A 16,092-nucleotide genomic window follows, 5' to 3' on the forward strand; every position below is an offset into this window, starting at 1 on the left:
ACGGATAGAAGGGCAAGAGCGACGGAAAGAGAACGAAGCGACGGATAGAAGAGCCAGAGCGACGGATGAAAGAGCCGAAGCGACGGATAGAAGGGCCAAAACGACGGAAAGAGAACGAATCGGCGGATAGAAGGGCCAAAGCGACGGATGAAAGAGTCGAAGCGACGGATAGAAGGGCAAGAGCGACGGAAAGAGAACGAAGCGACGGATAGAAGAGCCAGAGCGACGGATGAAAGAGCCGAAGCGACGGATAGAAGGGCCAGAGCGACGGAAAGAGAACGAAGCGACGGAAAGAGAACGAATCGGCGGATAGAAGGGCCAAAGCGACGGATGAAAGAGCTGAATCGACGGATAGAAGGGCAAGAACGACGGAAAGAGATTGAATCGACGGATAGAAGGGTCACAGCGACGGATAGAAGGGCCAGAGCGACGGAAAGAGAACGAATCGCTCATCGAATGCCTCCAGGAAAGCGCCCAGTCGTAAGGAAATCACCCCCGCGTTAAGGTGTTAATACATAATTTCTCTAATGGAAGTTGAGAAAAAAAGGTGTGAAAGAATGCTTGGATTATATTGGATTCTTAGTTATATTACAGGGAACTTTATGACGGCGTATGTCGTTGGAAAAGCATATGGTGTTAATTTACAGGAAGAAAGAAGTAGAAACTTAGGGGCTAGAAATGCTGGTAGTGTGATTGGGAAAGGTGCTTTTCTATGGACTTTTTTAGGGGACTCTTTAAAAGGTGCGCTCATTGTTGGTGTAGGGCGTTTATTGCATTTCGAAGAATGGGTAATTGTGTTAGGCGCTAGTTTGGGCATGCTTGGTCATATGTTTCCGTTTTGGCTTAAGTTTAATGGGGGAAAAGGAGTAGTAACTTTTATAGGTGTAGGTCTGACATTATCTCCGAGCTTATTTTTCATGATGGTTGTAGGGACAGCTATTACGCTTGGTGTAACTAGAAGTTTAACACTTAGTATGTTAGGTGGCTTTGTTTTATATGTTGGAGCGATTGTTTATACAGATAAAATACTGTTATACATACCGATACTAGTAGCAATAAGTTTTATGCTTATTAAACATATGTCGAATATTAAAGAGTCTTTAGAGAGAAGGAAGTGATTATATGTATTGGTGTAAAATTGCGCATACAGAAGTGGAGTTTGAGGAAATTGCACGATTAAATTATGAAACCTTTGTCGAAGAAATTCCACAGCATAAACCAAACTCTGAAAGGAAAAAAGTTGACCGTTTTCATCATGAAAATACGTATATTGTTGTTTATAAAGGAATAGAACTTATAGGCATGCTTGCATTTAGAGATCAGAGGCCGTTCTCAATTGATGAAAAGATAGGAAAGGTTGAGCAGTATTTATCAAAAGAGATTAGTACTAAGCTATGTGAAATTAGATTGCTTGCCGTTAAGAAGGCTTACCGAACAGGAAGAGTACTGCTGAAATTGACGCAGGCATTGACTGCTTTTGCGTATGAAAAAGGTTATTCGGCAGCGGTTATCTCAGGTACTACTCGTGAAGAGAAGCTGTATAAGCAAATGGGCTTTACCCAATTTGCACCTGCTACAGGGACAGAGGGTGCTTTATTTTTACCAATGGTATTAACTAGACAGCAGTTTGAAAAATCTTTACAGCAAAGACTTGCGAAGGAGTGCCATACTTTTTATCCAGGTCCAGTGAAACAAAGAGAACCATTTATGTATTCAGAGCTTTCTCATCGTTCATTAGGCTTTCAATCATTATTTGAGCAAATGAGAAATAAGTTGCTTCAATTATCAGGAGCGGAGCATGTAGCTACAATTGTAGGGACTGGGACATTGGCAAATGAAGTTATGCTCGGGCAATTGAAGGCTCAACAATTAGGGCGTGGACTAATTTTAACAAATGGAGAGTTTGGAGAACGTCTTCGGAAGCAAGCAGAGAGATGGTCATTGGATTTTGATGTAATGGAGCAAGATTGGGGAAGTTCCTTTGATACAAATATTTTGGACGCTTATTTGCAAAAAAGATCTTATCAATGGCTTCTTGCAGTGCATGGAGAAACGTCGACTGGTACTTGTAATGATATTAAGGAAATTTTACAGCTTACAAAGCGATATAATATTAAGCTTTGCATTGATAGCATTAGTTCTTTCGGAGCAATGCCATTTTCTTTAAAAGATTGTTATTTAGCGACTGCGGTGAGTGGAAAAGCAATTGGTGCGCTCAGTGGTTTGGCTTTTGTTTTTTCGCAAAACATTGTGAAATCTTCTTCAACATTACCTGCTTATCTCGATTTAGCTATTTACCAGCAAGGTGAGATTCCATTTACATTACCAGCAGTACTTGTTGCAAATGTTACTGCAGCATTACAAGCATATCCAGAAAGATATGGACAGTTACAGCAACGTTTTAAAACATTACTGCAACTACCATTTATGCACTACCAAGTTTCAACTAGACCGTATCCGATGTTGGTCACTTTACAACTTCCTAAGACTTTGGCAAATCTACAGAGTGATTTAAATTTAAATGGTTATTATGTTCATGCAGATAGTCAATACTTACGTCAAAGAGATTTCATACAGCTCTCTGTTATTCAACCGGACTTTGAGATAGCAATCCATCATTTACATAAAATCTTGAATTATTATAAGCAAATTGTAGAGGCATAAGCCTAATTGAATACAATAGTCTTACATGAAAAATTCCTTTAAATCAAGAGGAGTTTCTACTTTGTTGAGCCCAATTAATAATTTTAGTCGCGCCTTTTGACCATTGATACCAGTTGCAAATATAGCTCCTAAGTCTTCGAGCATTTTGCCACCGCCAACATAGCCATAAACTCCTTCTGCGATACCATTAAAACAACGGGATACGAGTATAACAGGAATACCGCGCTCTAAAAGACTTTCAATACCTTTAACAACTGTTGGAGGGACGTTGCCTTGTCCAAGGCCTTCTAACACAACGCCATCGTATTTACATGCGAGTACTACATTAAGTAAGTCATCCTCCATACCAGCATACACTTTCAGCATGGCTACTCGTTTTGATAATCCATCAATTTCTACATATTGACGGCGGAGAGGGGCATGATGAAATAATATTCTTGATTTTGTAATAAGTCCAATCGGGCCATATTGAGGTGACTGAAAGGTATTTACCGAACTAGTGCTTGTTTTTGTAGTGTTAACAGCAAGGTGGACCTCGTCATTCATGACAACAAGCACACCTTTCTCTCGAGCTTCTTCATCAACGGCCACACGAACGGCTTCTACTAAATTATAAATACCGTCTGCACCGAGTTCGTTTGAGGAGCGCATTGCACCTGTTAAGACAATAGGAATTGATAAATCAGTCGTTAACTCTAAAAAATAAGCTGTTTCTTCTAATGTATCAGTACCATGAGTGATAACAACGCCATCAATTTTCTCCTCTGCAACTTTTTTGATTATAAGATTACGTAATTTAAGCATTTCTTTTTGTGTAATATGTGGTGATGGGAGGTTAAAAGCCTCCATTTCAATAATTGTGGCAAGTGCATCAAGTTTACTGCTCTCCTTCATTAGAGGATTTTCCTTGTTTGGCATAACGGCACCTTCATCACTCATCGCCATAGAAATTGTTCCACCTGTATGAATTAATAAAATTGTTTTTTTCATAAAAAATATTTATCTCCTTTTAAAAAGTTTTATGTCATATCATGGTATAATAATAGCAGTTTATCTTCATGTAATAGATATTTATTGTCGAAAACGGAAGCTTAAGTCTAATAAGTTTTCCACCTGAGCTATACGGATATATTTTTTATGCAGGTGTCCAATATTCGGTAGATAAAGATAAACTTAGGATATGGAATTTTACATCCTTTGAAAACGCCAAAGTTAACCAACATTATGCGCTGTCGCTTCGCTTTTGCGCAGAAAATATTTGTTAATACTTTAGAAGGATGTCACGAATTTTAAAATCTTAACATAAATATGTCAAGGCGAAATTGATTTTTTGAAAGGAGCCGGCATCATGATCATTTTATTATCAGCTGCCATTGCTCCCGGTCTAGCGCTTTTTAGTTACTTTTATTTGCGCAATCAGATGGCAACGGAGCCAAGAAAAACCTTACTTCAAACGTTTTTGTATGGCGCATTTTTAACGTTCCCAATCTTGTTCTTACAATATGTACTAACAGAGGAAGGGGTCTTTCGTTATCTTTATCTACAAGATGTAGTTTTTTCTAGTGTAGTTGAAGAGTTTTTTAAATGGTTTGTTCTTTTGATCGCAATCTACAATCATGTAGAATTCGATGATCCTTATGATGGCATACTGTATGGTGCAAGTATATCTCTTGGTTTTGCTACGATAGAAAATGTGCTTTATTTATTTTCTTTCGGTTTGAATACTGCATTTATGCGTGCATTATTACCTGTATCGAGTCATGCTTTGTTCGGTGTTGTAATGGGCTATTATTATGGACGTGCCAAGTTTTCTAAGCTTGCAAAGACGAAAGAAATGATTGCTATGGCGCTATGTGCACCGGTAGTATTACACATTTTATATAATACAATTTTATCATTCAAAGGGTATTGGGTATATTTAATGATCCCTTTTATGCTATTTTTGTGGTGGTTTGGGCTACGGAAAGTCAAGCTCGCTCACTATCACCTAGTACAACATTTGCATATGCATAAAAAAATATAAAGCGTAGAAATCTAAAAAAGATTTCTGCGCTTTTCTATTTTTAACTTCTTTCAGCAAATGTTCCTTTGTACCGAAAGCGTAGCGACAGGTATAGGAATCTTCTTCCTCTATAGGTGGTGAGATGAATACGGATTTAAGTTATTTTTCAGCGGGTGTCCAAACACCTGTAGCTGACGCTTCGCTTTCGCTACAAAAAAATTGCTGAAATAAAGGAACTCAGTCTAAGAACGCCACGTCCTGTGGCAACGACTGAGTGACCAACTTCGTGTCGGCCTAAAGCCTCCGGCGGATGTCACGGAATCGGAAAGGAGTTCTTAGGGGATGTTAGCCTAAAACCATCGCATCCATGCGATAACGGCTAACTGACCTGCATCGGTGCCGCTGCCGCTTCGCTTTCGCGCAAAAAACATCTGCAGGCCTAAGCACAAAGCCGATTCCAGACGCAATTTTGCCGAGGCAAAATTGATATGTATAAAATGAGTCGTTTGTTTCAAGCTATGAAAAAAAGGAGTGATGATAATGCGTTTAGTAAGCATAGTTTTTGCTTTGATGTTGGGGATTAGTATATTTGCTATTCCGCAAAATGACGCCATTGCATTTACCGAGCAACAGATTTCTCGTGGTGCTTATGGAGATGATGTAATTGAGCTACAGGCAAGGCTACAATACTTAGGATTTTATAAAAGTAAAATTGATGGAAAATTTGGCTATAACACATATTGGGCTTTACGAATTTTCCAAGAGAAATATGGTTTACCAGTAGATGGAATAGCCGGTGCTAAAACTAAAAAAACTTTATCGGGTTATTCAGATTACGATGAAGGATGGGTAAAAGAGCAATTAAATGCAGGAAATCAATTTACTTATTATGGTGGAACGCCACTTGAACAGCAAGTGAAAACAAACACTGGTGGCGGTGGAGGAGGAGGTAAAAGTAGTGGCAGTACTAATAATAATGGGACTAAAACTCAAGTACCTCCAAAGTATACTGACAGAGATGTACAGTTAATAGCGAATGCGGTTTATGGTGAAGCTAGGGGAGAGCCTTATGAAGGTCAAGTGGCTGTAGCGGCTGTTATTTTAAATCGTTTGGAAAGTCCTGAATTCCCAAATACTATTTCAGGTATTATTTTCCAACCACTAGCATTTACTGCAGTGGCAGATGGGCAAATTTGGCTTGAACCAAATGAACGTGCAAAAGAAGCAGTTCTTGATGCTATGAATGGATGGGATCCTTCGGAAAATGCACTGTATTATTTTAATCCGAAAACAGCAACAAGTAAGTGGATTTGGTCACGACCTCAAATTAAACGAATTGGAGAACATATTTTCTGTTCATAAGAAAGGAGGAAAAAAATGAGAACTATGCTCGTTATACTCACTGCGGCAGTTATTGGATTAGGGGCATATAGCATTAATATGCACGGAAAAAATGCAAGTTTACAACGTACTGTGCTAGCTCAGTACACAGATAATTTAACGGATGCATCCGAGAAATTATCTCATCTACAACAAGCAGTTTCACAATCTCTATTGTTTCGGGATGACAATGCCATTCACAATGAGTTAGATTCCGTTTGGCGACTAAGCTCTGACGTTCGATCTTCCATGTCGAATATTCCTATCGGGCAGGAAATGTCGAACGACTGGCTAAGTTACTTAGGACGTCTAGGAGATGAGGCAAAGAAAACATCTAAAACTGGTGATTATAAAGCTTGGCGAGAAAAAATGCCACAAGTCTCAACGAATTTACAATCACTTTCAGATGAATGGTCAGCTGCAACAGTAGATTTTTATAAAAATAACGGTAAAATGGATGTTTGGTTAAGACAAGTAGATACGAAAAACCCAAATACGACTTTTGATAATGTACAAAAGACATTAAAGGGTTACAGTGAAAAAGACTTCCCGCTTACATTAAGCGAATCAGATTGGCAGAAAAAAATAGATCTTAAAGCATTACAAGATTCAGTCATTACTGAAAAAGAAGCATTGGAAAAAGTAAAACAATTATTCCCTATCATAAAAGATGCAACATTTACTGTGACGAAAAGTAGCGATACTGCACCATATCCGTTTTATCATATCCAATTCCACCAAGATATTCGTTTAGGATATGTCGATCTAACAGAAAAGGGTGGACATTTAATATCCTATTTAGTGGAACGTCCAGTAGATGAAGCAAGGCTATCACAAGATGAAATCATGAACAAAGCTGAAGAATATGTAAAACGACTTGGGATGAATGATGTTGCATTTGTGGAATCTCGTGAAAACCATCAAGCGTGGCATGTGACATTTGCACGTGTTCACCCTGGCGATAATGCATTGATTTATGCAGATGGGGTGCAATTGAAACTTGCTAAGGATACAGGCGAGTTACTTGGTGCAAATGCGATGGAATATATTCAGGCAGAGACGATTAAACCACAAACTCCAAAACCAATTGATTGGAGAACTTTCTTCGATGATGATGTGAAAGTACAAGAAGTGAAAAATATTTATACAGATAACGGCTCATTTGAACAACGTCTTTGTTATGAGGTAATTGCGGTCCGTGATAAAAACGCGCAAGAAACATTCCGAATTGTTATTGACGCTGAAAATCACAATGTTTTAAAAGTGGAATATTTAACTTAATATAAGAAAAAACTACCAGTCTATATAGCCAAATTGGGCATCTCGTGCGATAATAAATGTATATTTGTGTTCGGGGAGATGCTCATGGAAATAAAAATTGGTACACAATTAGAACTAGAACCAACTTATACAGAGAGTGTTGAAAAATTCCGCTGTAAAGTTGTAGAACAAAAAGAAAATATTGTTTATATCGATTATCCAATAAATGTTGCCACAAAGAAAACAGCTTTTTTAATAGATGGTTCTGAATTTAGAGCAACTTTTCGCACGGAGGATAAACAATCATTTGCTTTCAATACTGAAGTGATTGGACGTAAAGCTGGTAATATACCTATGATTATGTTGCATTGTCCACAGGCAGATGACTTTATCAAAATTCAACGTCGTGAATATGTACGTGTGGAAACGCCTGTGGATGTAGCGATAAAGTTTAAGGATTACAAATATCAGCTAGTAACATCGGACATTAGCGCAGGTGGTTTGGCAGTGATCTTGAAAGGGACAATTGCTTTCCAAGATGGTGATGAGGTTCAGCTAACAATCGTTTTACCATATGCCAATGGGGATGTAAAATACGTGGTCACAGACGCGATGGTTGTTCGTATATACGAAAAAGATGATAAAAAAATTGCAACTATTCAACTAACAGATACCGATGATGTAGACCAACAGCATATTGTTCGTTTCTGTTTTGAACGTCAATTAGTGAATCGTCGTAAAGAAATAAATCCTTTTGATGCTTGATTTTTACAAAGCCGATTCTGGACGCAATTATGCCGTGGCATAATTGATTGGTCTTCCCAACCTCTATTGGTGAGTAGGAAATTCCATGAAATTTCTGTAGGGAGTTTACATTACCTTCAAATCAAGTAGTATTTTGATTTCAGAAAGCCCTCTGCTTAAAGAGGGCTTTTTTATGATACAATATGGTGTGTTAGAAAGTAGGGGAAAATATGAAGAAAAACATTCAAATTGCGATTGATGGACCGGCTGGTGCTGGGAAAAGCACAATCGCGAAAATTGTTGCAGAGGCACTTGGATTTACTTATATCGACACAGGTGCTATGTATCGTGCTGTGACGTATAAAGCAATGCAACAAAACATACATTTAGATGATGAAACAAAATTAGCAGAAATGCTAGCATCCAGCACAATTGAATTAAAGCCTTCTGCTGAAGGACAACTTGTCTTTTTAGACGGGAAGAACGTGTCGGCAGAAATTCGATCTAATGAGGTAACTTCATCTGTTTCACAAGTAGCGGCACATGCTAAAGTACGTGAACTATTAGTAGCACAGCAACAAAAGCTTGCGGCTAATGGTGGTGTTGTTATGGATGGGCGCGATATTGCTACGCATGTATTAAAGACTGCAGAACTAAAAATTTTTATGTCCGCAACTGTAGAAGAGAGAGCAAGACGTCGTTTTATGGACAATCAAAAACGAGGAATCGAATCTTCTATTGAAAAGCTTCAAGAAGAAATTGCCCTGCGCGATAAAATGGATAGCGAGCGTGAAGCATCGCCACTAATTCAAGCGGAAAATGCCGTATTTTTAGATACGACAGCATTGTCAATTGATGAAGCAGCACAGGCCATTTTAAAATTAGCGCAAGAAAAAATGGTGTAAATCCTAAAATTTCAGACATTTTTTGAATTTAAAGGATTTATTTTTGTCTTTATCTTCAATTTCGAATAAAATAGTAAGGGAAGATGCGAAGGAGGGTTACATATGTCTGAAGAAATGAACTATGCAGAACAAACGTTTAACGAAGGTGATATCGTCAAAGGTATTGCAGAGCAAGTTGATGAAAAAGCGGTAACTGTTTCAATTCCAGGTGCACCATTTGACGGTATTGTACCAATAAGTGAATTATCAAGCTTACACATTGAAAAAGCGTCTGACGTAATTTCTGTTGGAGATGAGTTAGAGTTGATGATTACAAAAGTTGAAGAAGAAAACTATGTATTATCAAAACGCAAAGTAGATGCTGTAAAAGCATGGGATACACTTGAACAACAATTCAACGCTGAGGAAATTTTCGAAGCGGAAGTAAAAGATATTGTTAAAGGCGGTCTTGTCGTTGATTTAGGAGTACGTGGCTTCGTTCCAGCATCCCTAGTAGAAGACCACTTTGTTGATGATTTTGAAGACTATAAAGGTAAATCTCTTAGCTTTAAAATTGTTGAGCTAGATAAAGAAAAAAATCGCTTGATTTTATCACATCGTGCTGTAGTGGAAGCTGAAAAAGCTTCTCAAAAGAAAGATGTTATTAATCAAATTAAAACTGGCGATGTTTTAGATGGTAAAGTACAGCGTATCGCATCATTTGGTGCATTTATTGACCTTGGTGGTATTGATGGCCTTGTGCATATTTCACAAGTGTCTCATGAGCATGTGAGTGATGTGAGCGAGGTTTTATCGGAAGGACAAGAGGTGAAGGTAAAAGTTCTTTCTGTAGACCCAGAAAATGAGCGTATTTCGCTATCCATTAAAGAAACGATTCCTGGTCCTTGGTCGAACATCGAAGAGCGTGCAGCTAAAGGAACAGTGCTAGATGGAAAAGTAAAACGTCTTACTTCATTTGGAGCATTTGTTGAAGTTTTCCCAGGTGTAGAAGGTTTAGTGCATATTTCACAAATCGCGCATAAGCATATTAACACGCCACACGAAGCGCTAAAAGAGGGACAAGATGTACAAGTAAAAGTGCTTGACGTTAATGCTGAAGAAGGTCGCTTAGCATTAAGTATTAAGGATTTACTTGAAAACCCTGAGGCAGAGGAAGTAGTCGACTATGAATTACCAGAAGAAAACACAGGCTTCTCTTTCGGTGATGTCATTGGCGATAAACTGAAAAATTTTAAATAAACTAGACATGCGAGGATGCAGTTTGTGTCCTCGCTTTTTTATGGAGGAAAATAGATAGAAGAGTCAAAGAGCCAAAGAGCCACATCGAACCACCAAATTTAAGAGGAAATGATGAAAAAAATACCAGAGAGATGAATAGAACGGTACATAGCGCGCTCGTTTATGGATATGATATGATATAATGGCATTTTTCGTGTATAATAGCGAAAGACAAGAAGTTGGAAGGATGAAGTACAGATGACGAAACCAGTAGTAGCCATCGTAGGTCGTCCGAACGTAGGTAAGTCGACGATTTTTAATCGTATCGTTGGAGAACGTGTATCGATTGTGGAAGACATTCCAGGAGTTACACGCGACCGTATTTATAGTTCGGCAGAGTGGTTAGCACATGATTTTAATATTATTGATACAGGTGGTATTGAGATTGGGGACGAACCGTTTTTAGAACAAATTCGTCAACAAGCAGAGATTGCCATTGATGAGGCGGACGTTATTGTCTTTATGACAAATGGCCGTGAAGGTGTAACAGCTGCTGATGAGCAAGTAGCAAAAATTTTATACAAAACAAAAAAACCGGTCGTTTTAGCAGTGAATAAAATTGATAACCCGGACATGCGTGAGATGATTTATGATTTCTATGCGCTTGGCTTTGGTGAACCTTGGCCAATTTCTGGTTCTCACGGCTTAGGCTTAGGGGATTTATTGGATGAATGTGCAAAACATTTCCCTAAGGAAGATGAAGATCAATATGGGGACGAAGTTATTAAATTCTCGTTAATTGGTCGTCCAAATGTGGGGAAATCTTCGTTAGTAAATGCATTTTTAGGCCAAGACCGCGTAATTGTTAGTAATATAGCGGGTACTACTCGAGATGCTATTGACACGCCTTATGAGTATGATGGACAGGAATATGTCATTATTGATACTGCCGGTATGCGTAAAAAAGGAAAAGTATACGAAACGACAGAGAAATACTCTGTATTGCGTGCGTTACGTGCAATTGAACGCTCTGATGTTGTTTTAGTTGTTCTTAATGCAGAAGAAGGCATCCAAGAGCAAGATAAAAAAATTGCAGGCTATGCGCACGAAGCAGGAAAAGCTATTGTTATTGTTGTTAATAAATGGGATGCTGTTGAAAAAGACGAAAAAACAATGAACGTCTTTACACAACAAATTCGCGAGCATTTCTTATTCTTAGACTACGCACCAATTATTTTTGTTTCGGCCAATACAAAGCAACGTGTACATCAAATTTTACCGATTATACAACGTGTAAGTGAGAACCATGCAATGCGTATTCAATCATCTATCCTTAATGAAGTGATTGAGGATGCAGTGGCACGCAACCCAGCACCAACTGATAAAGGCCGCCGTCTTCGCATCTACTATGCTACCCAAGTTGCGATACAGCCACCTACTTTTGTGGTGTTTGTTAATGAGCCAGAGCTAATGCATTTCTCTTATGAACGATTTTTAGAAAATCGTATTCGAGAAACATTTGATTTTGAAGGAACGCCAATTCGTTTAATTACCCGTGCTCGTGCTTAGGAAAAATATACACATACAATACGCCAACCCGACAATTATTGTTGGGTGGCGTCTTTTTACAAGAGAGGAAAGAATAATTTTTCTAATGTCTACTAATAAGATTGCTTTGAAAGCTTTACTGTTATAAGCCTTTCTCTAGCATTTTTTGTAACTAATAGGAGTGAATTGTCTTTTCAAAACAAGGGAGGTTTTTGAATGGAAAAAGTTTGTGTGTTAGGGGCAGGCTCATGGGGTTCAGCGCTTGCGATGGTGCTTGCAGAAAATGGGCATGATACACTTCTATGGACTCATCGAACAGATCAAGCTGAAGAAATTAACAACCTGCATACAAATAGGAAGTATTTACCTGAAACGGTACTACCGACAAATTTGTATGCGACAAGCGATATTGCTAAGGCAGTTGCTCATTCGGAGACAATTGTCGTAGCCGTGCCTACTAAGGCTATTCGAGAAGTATGTGAAAAAATGATAGCAGAACTCGATAAAAAAGTACTGTTTGTTCATGTTTCGAAGGGGATCGAGCCTGATACATTAAAACGAATTTCAGAAATTCTGGCAGAAAGTCTACCAGCTGAATGTGTAGAAGAGATTGTTGTACTTTCAGGTCCAAGTCATGCAGAGGAAGTTGTCTTACACCACCCGACAACTGTTACAGCCGCTTGTGCAAGCATTGAAGCCGCAGAAAAAGTACAGGATTTATTTATGAATCAATTTTTCCGCGTCTACACAAACAAAGATGTGATTGGCGTAGAAATAGGTGGCGCCTTAAAAAACGTAATCGCATTAGCTGCGGGTATTTCAGACGGCTTAAATTATGGTGATAATGCCAAAGCAGCACTAATTACTCGAGGATTAGCTGAGATTTCACGTCTTGGTGTTAAAATGGGGGGGAATCCATTTACATTCTCAGGACTTACAGGCATGGGAGACTTAATTGTAACATGTACAAGTGTGCACTCTCGTAATTGGCGCGCGGGTAATTTACTGGGGCAAGGAATGAAACTGCCAGAGGTACTAGACCAAATGGGCATGGTTGTTGAAGGGGTTCGCACAACAAAAGCTGCCTATCAACTAGCAGAGAAATATGATGTTGCTATGCCAATAACTACTGAGCTATATAGTGTTCTATTTAGTGATATAGAACCGAAAGTAGCGGTTGATGCATTAATGATGCGTATGAAAAAGCGAGAAATCGATGACATGATATATTGATAATATATATTTGTAGAGTAAAATAGGTAATCATTATACCTGATCTATAAGGTTTGTCATAAAATGGACATAAATAAGGTGTCTCAGTAAATAACTGAGACACCTTATTGTGTGCTTCTAATGGAATAATCTATAAAATTATAAAGGTTGTCCATTTAACTTCTTTCAGCAGATGTCTCCTACCTCAGTAGGTGGTGGTATGATGCGGATTTAAGCTACTTTTCAGAGAGTGTCCAAACACCCGCTGAAAGAAGTTAAAGCCTCCGGCGGATGTCACGGAATCGAAAAGGAGTTCTTTGTGCAAGCACAAAGGCGATTCCGGACGCAATTATGCCGAGGCATAATTGATTGATAGTTATAGGACAACTATTTCTTTTTAGCGAAAGCACATAGTATAATATACTTTGATTGTTTCGAGACGTTAAAGAAAGGTGGTTGTCTTAAATGGGTCCGTTAAAACATTTGCCTGCGCTTGATGTAATGTGGGTATCATTTTATTGTATCGGCTTTATGATTATATCTGTCGGGTTAATTTATTTAGCTCGTAATAAGGTTTCGAACGTTTTTTTACGTACAATCGTAAATTTAATTGCATACATACTGTTTGGACTTGGCACATTTTTAATGGTACTAATTGTAGCAACATGGCCATGATAAAAAATGATGAGGTGGAAGTGACATGAAAAAACTAAGTGCTTTTCTTTTGGTAATCGTAACCGCAGTGCTTCTAGTAGGTTGTGCATATCCAGAGGATGAAAAAAGGGCGAAATTAGTACCTGATGCTGACCAGTTAGCTGCTGTTCAGCGTGCGGTTGATGAATACCGTGAAGCAACTGGAGGCCTAGTTCCAATTAAAAATAGCGAGCTAGATACAGATATATATATAAAATATTTAATTGATTTTGAAAGACTAATGCCTAAATATCTTGCACAAATTCCAGGGAACGCCTATGAAAAGGGTGGGATTTTCCAGTATATTATTTGGGATCCTGAGAATGAAGCTAAAGTAAAATTGGTAGATTTAAATGCGGCAGAGCGAATTCGTGAAATTAATATTCAAAAACTTGCTACCCAATATTTACCGATAAAGGGTGCGACTTCTGATAATGTATATCAAATTAACTTTGAAGAATTGGGCTATAAAACAGATGTAACTGTGAAAAGCCCCTATTCTGGTGCCGAATTACCAATATTTATGACAGGCGATGGTGAAATGCATGTGGACTATTCAATCGATTTGGGTCAACTACTAAAGGAAGACAAGCCTAATGTGAAGCCTGGAGATGATATTCGTCAGCTACTTGTAGATAAATATCCAGTAGTACCAGCTTATTCTTTACCATATACAGTAGATGAAAAAGGTGAGCCAATTTATTTTATGGACGCCTATAATAGTGACGCAAAAAAAGCTAGAGAAAAAGCTAGAGAAAAAGCAATTCAAGAGTCTGAATCCAAAAATAAAAAAGATTAGTTACTAAGCTCCTTACATTTGTGAGGAGCTTTTCATATTTATCTATCAGCTCGCATATAGTGAAAAAGCGTAGATAAAGGAGGCAGAAACCTTGAGTGAAGCAGTATTTAGAGAAATTGCAGAGCGCACAAATGGCGATGTTTATATTGGTGTTGTCGGTCCAGTACGTGTAGGTAAATCAACATTTGTAAAAAAGGTTATGGAAGCGGTCGTGTTACCAAATATTGTGGATGATACAGAAAGAATGCGTGCACAAGACGAGTTGCCACAAAGTTCGCCGGGGCCAGTCATTATGACTGCTGAGCCGAAGTTTGTGCCTGCCCAAGCAACACGTATCGCGGTCGGTGATGATGAAATGTCATTTCAAATTCGTTTAGCAGATTGCGTTGGGTATATCATTGAAGGTACAAAGGGCTATGAGGATGAAAATGGGCCGAAATATGTGCATACACCTTGGCATACAGAGCCTATCCCCTTCCAAGAAGCCGCGAAAATAGGCACAGATAAAGTTATTCGTGACCATGCCAATATTGGAATTGTTGTAACAACAGATGGCACGGTAAATGGTATAAGTCGTCGTGCGGCAGAAAAGGCTGAAGAGGAAATTGTAGAACAATTAATGGATATTGGAAAACCTTTCGTTATTGTATTAAATTGCCAAATGCCAGCACGAGAGGAAACGGTACAGCTTCGAAATGAGTTATTTGAGCGCTATAATGTTCCAGTAATTGCTACTTCAATTGATCAAATGCGTGCATCTGATATTCAGTATATTTTGCAAGAAGCATTATTTGAATTTCCAATTCGAACAATTGAAGTGGAAAAACCAGATTGGTTAGATGTTTTAGATGCAACACACCCATTGAATGTTGCATTAATTGATTCGATGGAAGAAGTGTTGTCATCTATTATGAAAATTAGAGATGTACAGCAGGCATCAGATGCCTTTAAAGCCATTGATTTTATTGACCAGAGTGAAGTGGTGCATGTGGATGCTGGTGTTGGGACCGCAGTTATTCGGGTGTCATTGCAAGGTGAGCTATATAAGTCGGTTTGCAATGAATGGCTAGATGAGCCGATTGAGACGAAGCGAGATTGGCTACTATTTATTAAAGAGGCAGCAGAAGCAAAAGAGGCGCAAAAACGCTTTAAAACTGCTATTAGTGAAGCAGATTCGAAAGGTTATGGCGTAACATTGCCGATGATGCAGGAGTTTGAGCCAACAGCACCAGAGCTCATTAAACAAAATAATTTCTATGGTGTGCGTATGAAGGCAAAAGCGCCATCATACCATATCATTCGTGTAGATATGGAATCAGAATTCGCGCCACTAATTGGCTCTGAATTCCATAGTCAACAATTACTTAAGGATTTAAATCATGCCTATTTACATGATCGTGAAGCTTTATGGAGTACACAACTTTTTGGAACTCCGCTACATGAAGTGTTAAAAGAAGGAATACGCTATAAAATGGATGCCGTTCCAGCGACAGCCAAAAAACGGATGCGACAAACAATTGAACGTATGGTGAATGAAGGGGATAGAGGATTAGTTACATTTATTTTGTAGTGAAAAAATGAAAAATAAAGCACAAAAAATTACTACAGGGCTCTTCGTTTTTATGCGAAAAGTCCTGTTATTTTTGTTTTTTGGGTGAAAAACGCAT

Annotated in this window: 14 protein-coding genes; 13 read left to right on the forward strand and 1 reads right to left on the reverse strand. The window is 38.5% G+C overall.

Annotation, left to right across the window (positions count from 1 at the left end):
• Positions 1-557: 557 nt before the first annotated feature.
• Positions 558-1,118 carry a glycerol-3-phosphate acyltransferase gene (locus ACQKOG_RS07670; RefSeq protein WP_427445854.1) on the forward strand — a complete coding sequence of 187 codons (561 nt, stop codon included), beginning with the start codon at positions 558-560 and terminating at the stop codon, positions 1,116-1,118.
• Between the two features lie 4 nt (positions 1,119-1,122).
• Positions 1,123-2,664 carry an aminotransferase class V-fold PLP-dependent enzyme gene (locus ACQKOG_RS07675; RefSeq protein WP_402868788.1) on the forward strand — a complete coding sequence of 514 codons (1,542 nt, stop codon included), beginning with the start codon at positions 1,123-1,125 and terminating at the stop codon, positions 2,662-2,664.
• 21 nt (positions 2,665-2,685) lie between these two features.
• On the opposite strand, the gene ACQKOG_RS07680 is transcribed toward ACQKOG_RS07675, so the two are convergent.
• Entirely contained in the window at positions 2,686-3,654 is a 969-nt protein-coding gene (locus tag ACQKOG_RS07680; RefSeq protein WP_370075939.1) for an asparaginase, read from the reverse strand.
• Between the two features lie 358 nt (positions 3,655-4,012).
• On the opposite strand from ACQKOG_RS07680, the gene prsW reads away from it, so the two are divergent.
• The 11 genes from prsW to spoIVA all read left to right on the forward strand — a co-directional run bounded on the left by prsW (position 4,013) and on the right by spoIVA (position 15,995).
• On the forward strand, positions 4,013-4,687 hold the full coding sequence (gene prsW / locus ACQKOG_RS07685; protein ID WP_370075937.1) for a glutamic-type intramembrane protease PrsW: 675 nt from the start codon (positions 4,013-4,015) through the stop codon (positions 4,685-4,687).
• Between the two features lie 519 nt (positions 4,688-5,206).
• Positions 5,207-6,028 (forward strand): spore cortex-lytic enzyme, encoded by an 822-nt coding sequence (gene sleB / locus ACQKOG_RS07690; RefSeq protein WP_427445857.1) that lies wholly within the window; start codon positions 5,207-5,209, stop codon positions 6,026-6,028.
• A 15-nt stretch (positions 6,029-6,043) separates the two neighbouring features.
• Positions 6,044-7,327, forward strand: a complete 1,284-nt coding sequence (locus tag ACQKOG_RS07695; protein WP_370075933.1) for a PepSY1/2 domain-containing protein — start codon at positions 6,044-6,046, stop codon at positions 7,325-7,327.
• An 84-nt stretch (positions 7,328-7,411) separates the two neighbouring features.
• A complete protein-coding gene (locus tag ACQKOG_RS07700; protein ID WP_427445859.1) occupies positions 7,412-8,071 on the forward strand; it encodes a flagellar brake protein in 660 nt (219 codons plus the stop codon).
• Between the two features lie 209 nt (positions 8,072-8,280).
• Positions 8,281-8,955, forward strand: coding sequence for a (d)CMP kinase (gene cmk, locus ACQKOG_RS07705; protein ID WP_415730383.1), 675 nt, complete (start codon positions 8,281-8,283; stop codon positions 8,953-8,955).
• A gap of 102 nt (positions 8,956-9,057) precedes the next feature.
• The gene (gene rpsA, locus ACQKOG_RS07710; protein ID WP_370075927.1) at positions 9,058-10,194 is read left to right on the forward strand and encodes a 30S ribosomal protein S1; all 1,137 of its coding nucleotides are present in this window, start codon (positions 9,058-9,060) and stop codon (positions 10,192-10,194) included.
• 237 nt (positions 10,195-10,431) lie between these two features.
• Positions 10,432-11,742: a ribosome biogenesis GTPase Der gene (gene der / locus ACQKOG_RS07715; RefSeq protein ID WP_370075925.1), complete on the forward strand. Its 1,311-nt coding sequence runs from the start codon at positions 10,432-10,434 to the stop codon at positions 11,740-11,742.
• Between the two features lie 195 nt (positions 11,743-11,937).
• The gene (locus ACQKOG_RS07720; protein ID WP_370075923.1) at positions 11,938-12,954 is read left to right on the forward strand and encodes an NAD(P)H-dependent glycerol-3-phosphate dehydrogenase; all 1,017 of its coding nucleotides are present in this window, start codon (positions 11,938-11,940) and stop codon (positions 12,952-12,954) included.
• Positions 12,955-13,398: 444 nt separating this feature from the next.
• Positions 13,399-13,608: a DUF2768 domain-containing protein gene (locus ACQKOG_RS07725; protein WP_370075921.1), complete on the forward strand. Its 210-nt coding sequence runs from the start codon at positions 13,399-13,401 to the stop codon at positions 13,606-13,608.
• A 25-nt stretch (positions 13,609-13,633) separates the two neighbouring features.
• Positions 13,634-14,425 carry a hypothetical protein gene (locus ACQKOG_RS07730; RefSeq protein WP_370075919.1) on the forward strand — a complete coding sequence of 264 codons (792 nt, stop codon included), beginning with the start codon at positions 13,634-13,636 and terminating at the stop codon, positions 14,423-14,425.
• A gap of 91 nt (positions 14,426-14,516) precedes the next feature.
• Positions 14,517-15,995, forward strand: a complete 1,479-nt coding sequence (gene spoIVA, locus ACQKOG_RS07735; protein ID WP_370075917.1) for a stage IV sporulation protein A — start codon at positions 14,517-14,519, stop codon at positions 15,993-15,995.
• The last annotated feature ends 97 nt before the right edge of the window (positions 15,996-16,092 follow it).

Source organism: Lysinibacillus sp. NPDC093216, assembly GCF_050280325.1.
Classification (GTDB): domain Bacteria; phylum Bacillota; class Bacilli; order Bacillales_A; family Planococcaceae; genus Lysinibacillus.

What these genes read in the sequence shown, in the direction of transcription:
- ACQKOG_RS07670 (WP_427445854.1), top strand. Translation starts at nt 558, where the DNA reads ATGCTTGGATTATATTGGATTCTTAGTTATATTACAGGGAACTTTATG.
- ACQKOG_RS07675 (WP_402868788.1), top strand. Translation starts at nt 1,123, where the DNA reads ATGTATTGGTGTAAAATTGCGCATACAGAAGTGGAGTTTGAGGAAATT.
- ACQKOG_RS07680 (WP_370075939.1), bottom strand. Translation starts at nt 3,654, where the DNA reads ATGAAAAAAACAATTTTATTAATTCATACAGGTGGAACAATTTCTATG.
- prsW (WP_370075937.1), top strand. Translation starts at nt 4,013, where the DNA reads ATGATCATTTTATTATCAGCTGCCATTGCTCCCGGTCTAGCGCTTTTT.
- sleB (WP_427445857.1), top strand. Translation starts at nt 5,207, where the DNA reads ATGCGTTTAGTAAGCATAGTTTTTGCTTTGATGTTGGGGATTAGTATA.
- ACQKOG_RS07695 (WP_370075933.1), top strand. Translation starts at nt 6,044, where the DNA reads ATGAGAACTATGCTCGTTATACTCACTGCGGCAGTTATTGGATTAGGG.
- ACQKOG_RS07700 (WP_427445859.1), top strand. Translation starts at nt 7,412, where the DNA reads ATGGAAATAAAAATTGGTACACAATTAGAACTAGAACCAACTTATACA.
- cmk (WP_415730383.1), top strand. Translation starts at nt 8,281, where the DNA reads ATGAAGAAAAACATTCAAATTGCGATTGATGGACCGGCTGGTGCTGGG.
- rpsA (WP_370075927.1), top strand. Translation starts at nt 9,058, where the DNA reads ATGTCTGAAGAAATGAACTATGCAGAACAAACGTTTAACGAAGGTGAT.
- der (WP_370075925.1), top strand. Translation starts at nt 10,432, where the DNA reads ATGACGAAACCAGTAGTAGCCATCGTAGGTCGTCCGAACGTAGGTAAG.
- ACQKOG_RS07720 (WP_370075923.1), top strand. Translation starts at nt 11,938, where the DNA reads ATGGAAAAAGTTTGTGTGTTAGGGGCAGGCTCATGGGGTTCAGCGCTT.
- ACQKOG_RS07725 (WP_370075921.1), top strand. Translation starts at nt 13,399, where the DNA reads ATGGGTCCGTTAAAACATTTGCCTGCGCTTGATGTAATGTGGGTATCA.
- ACQKOG_RS07730 (WP_370075919.1), top strand. Translation starts at nt 13,634, where the DNA reads ATGAAAAAACTAAGTGCTTTTCTTTTGGTAATCGTAACCGCAGTGCTT.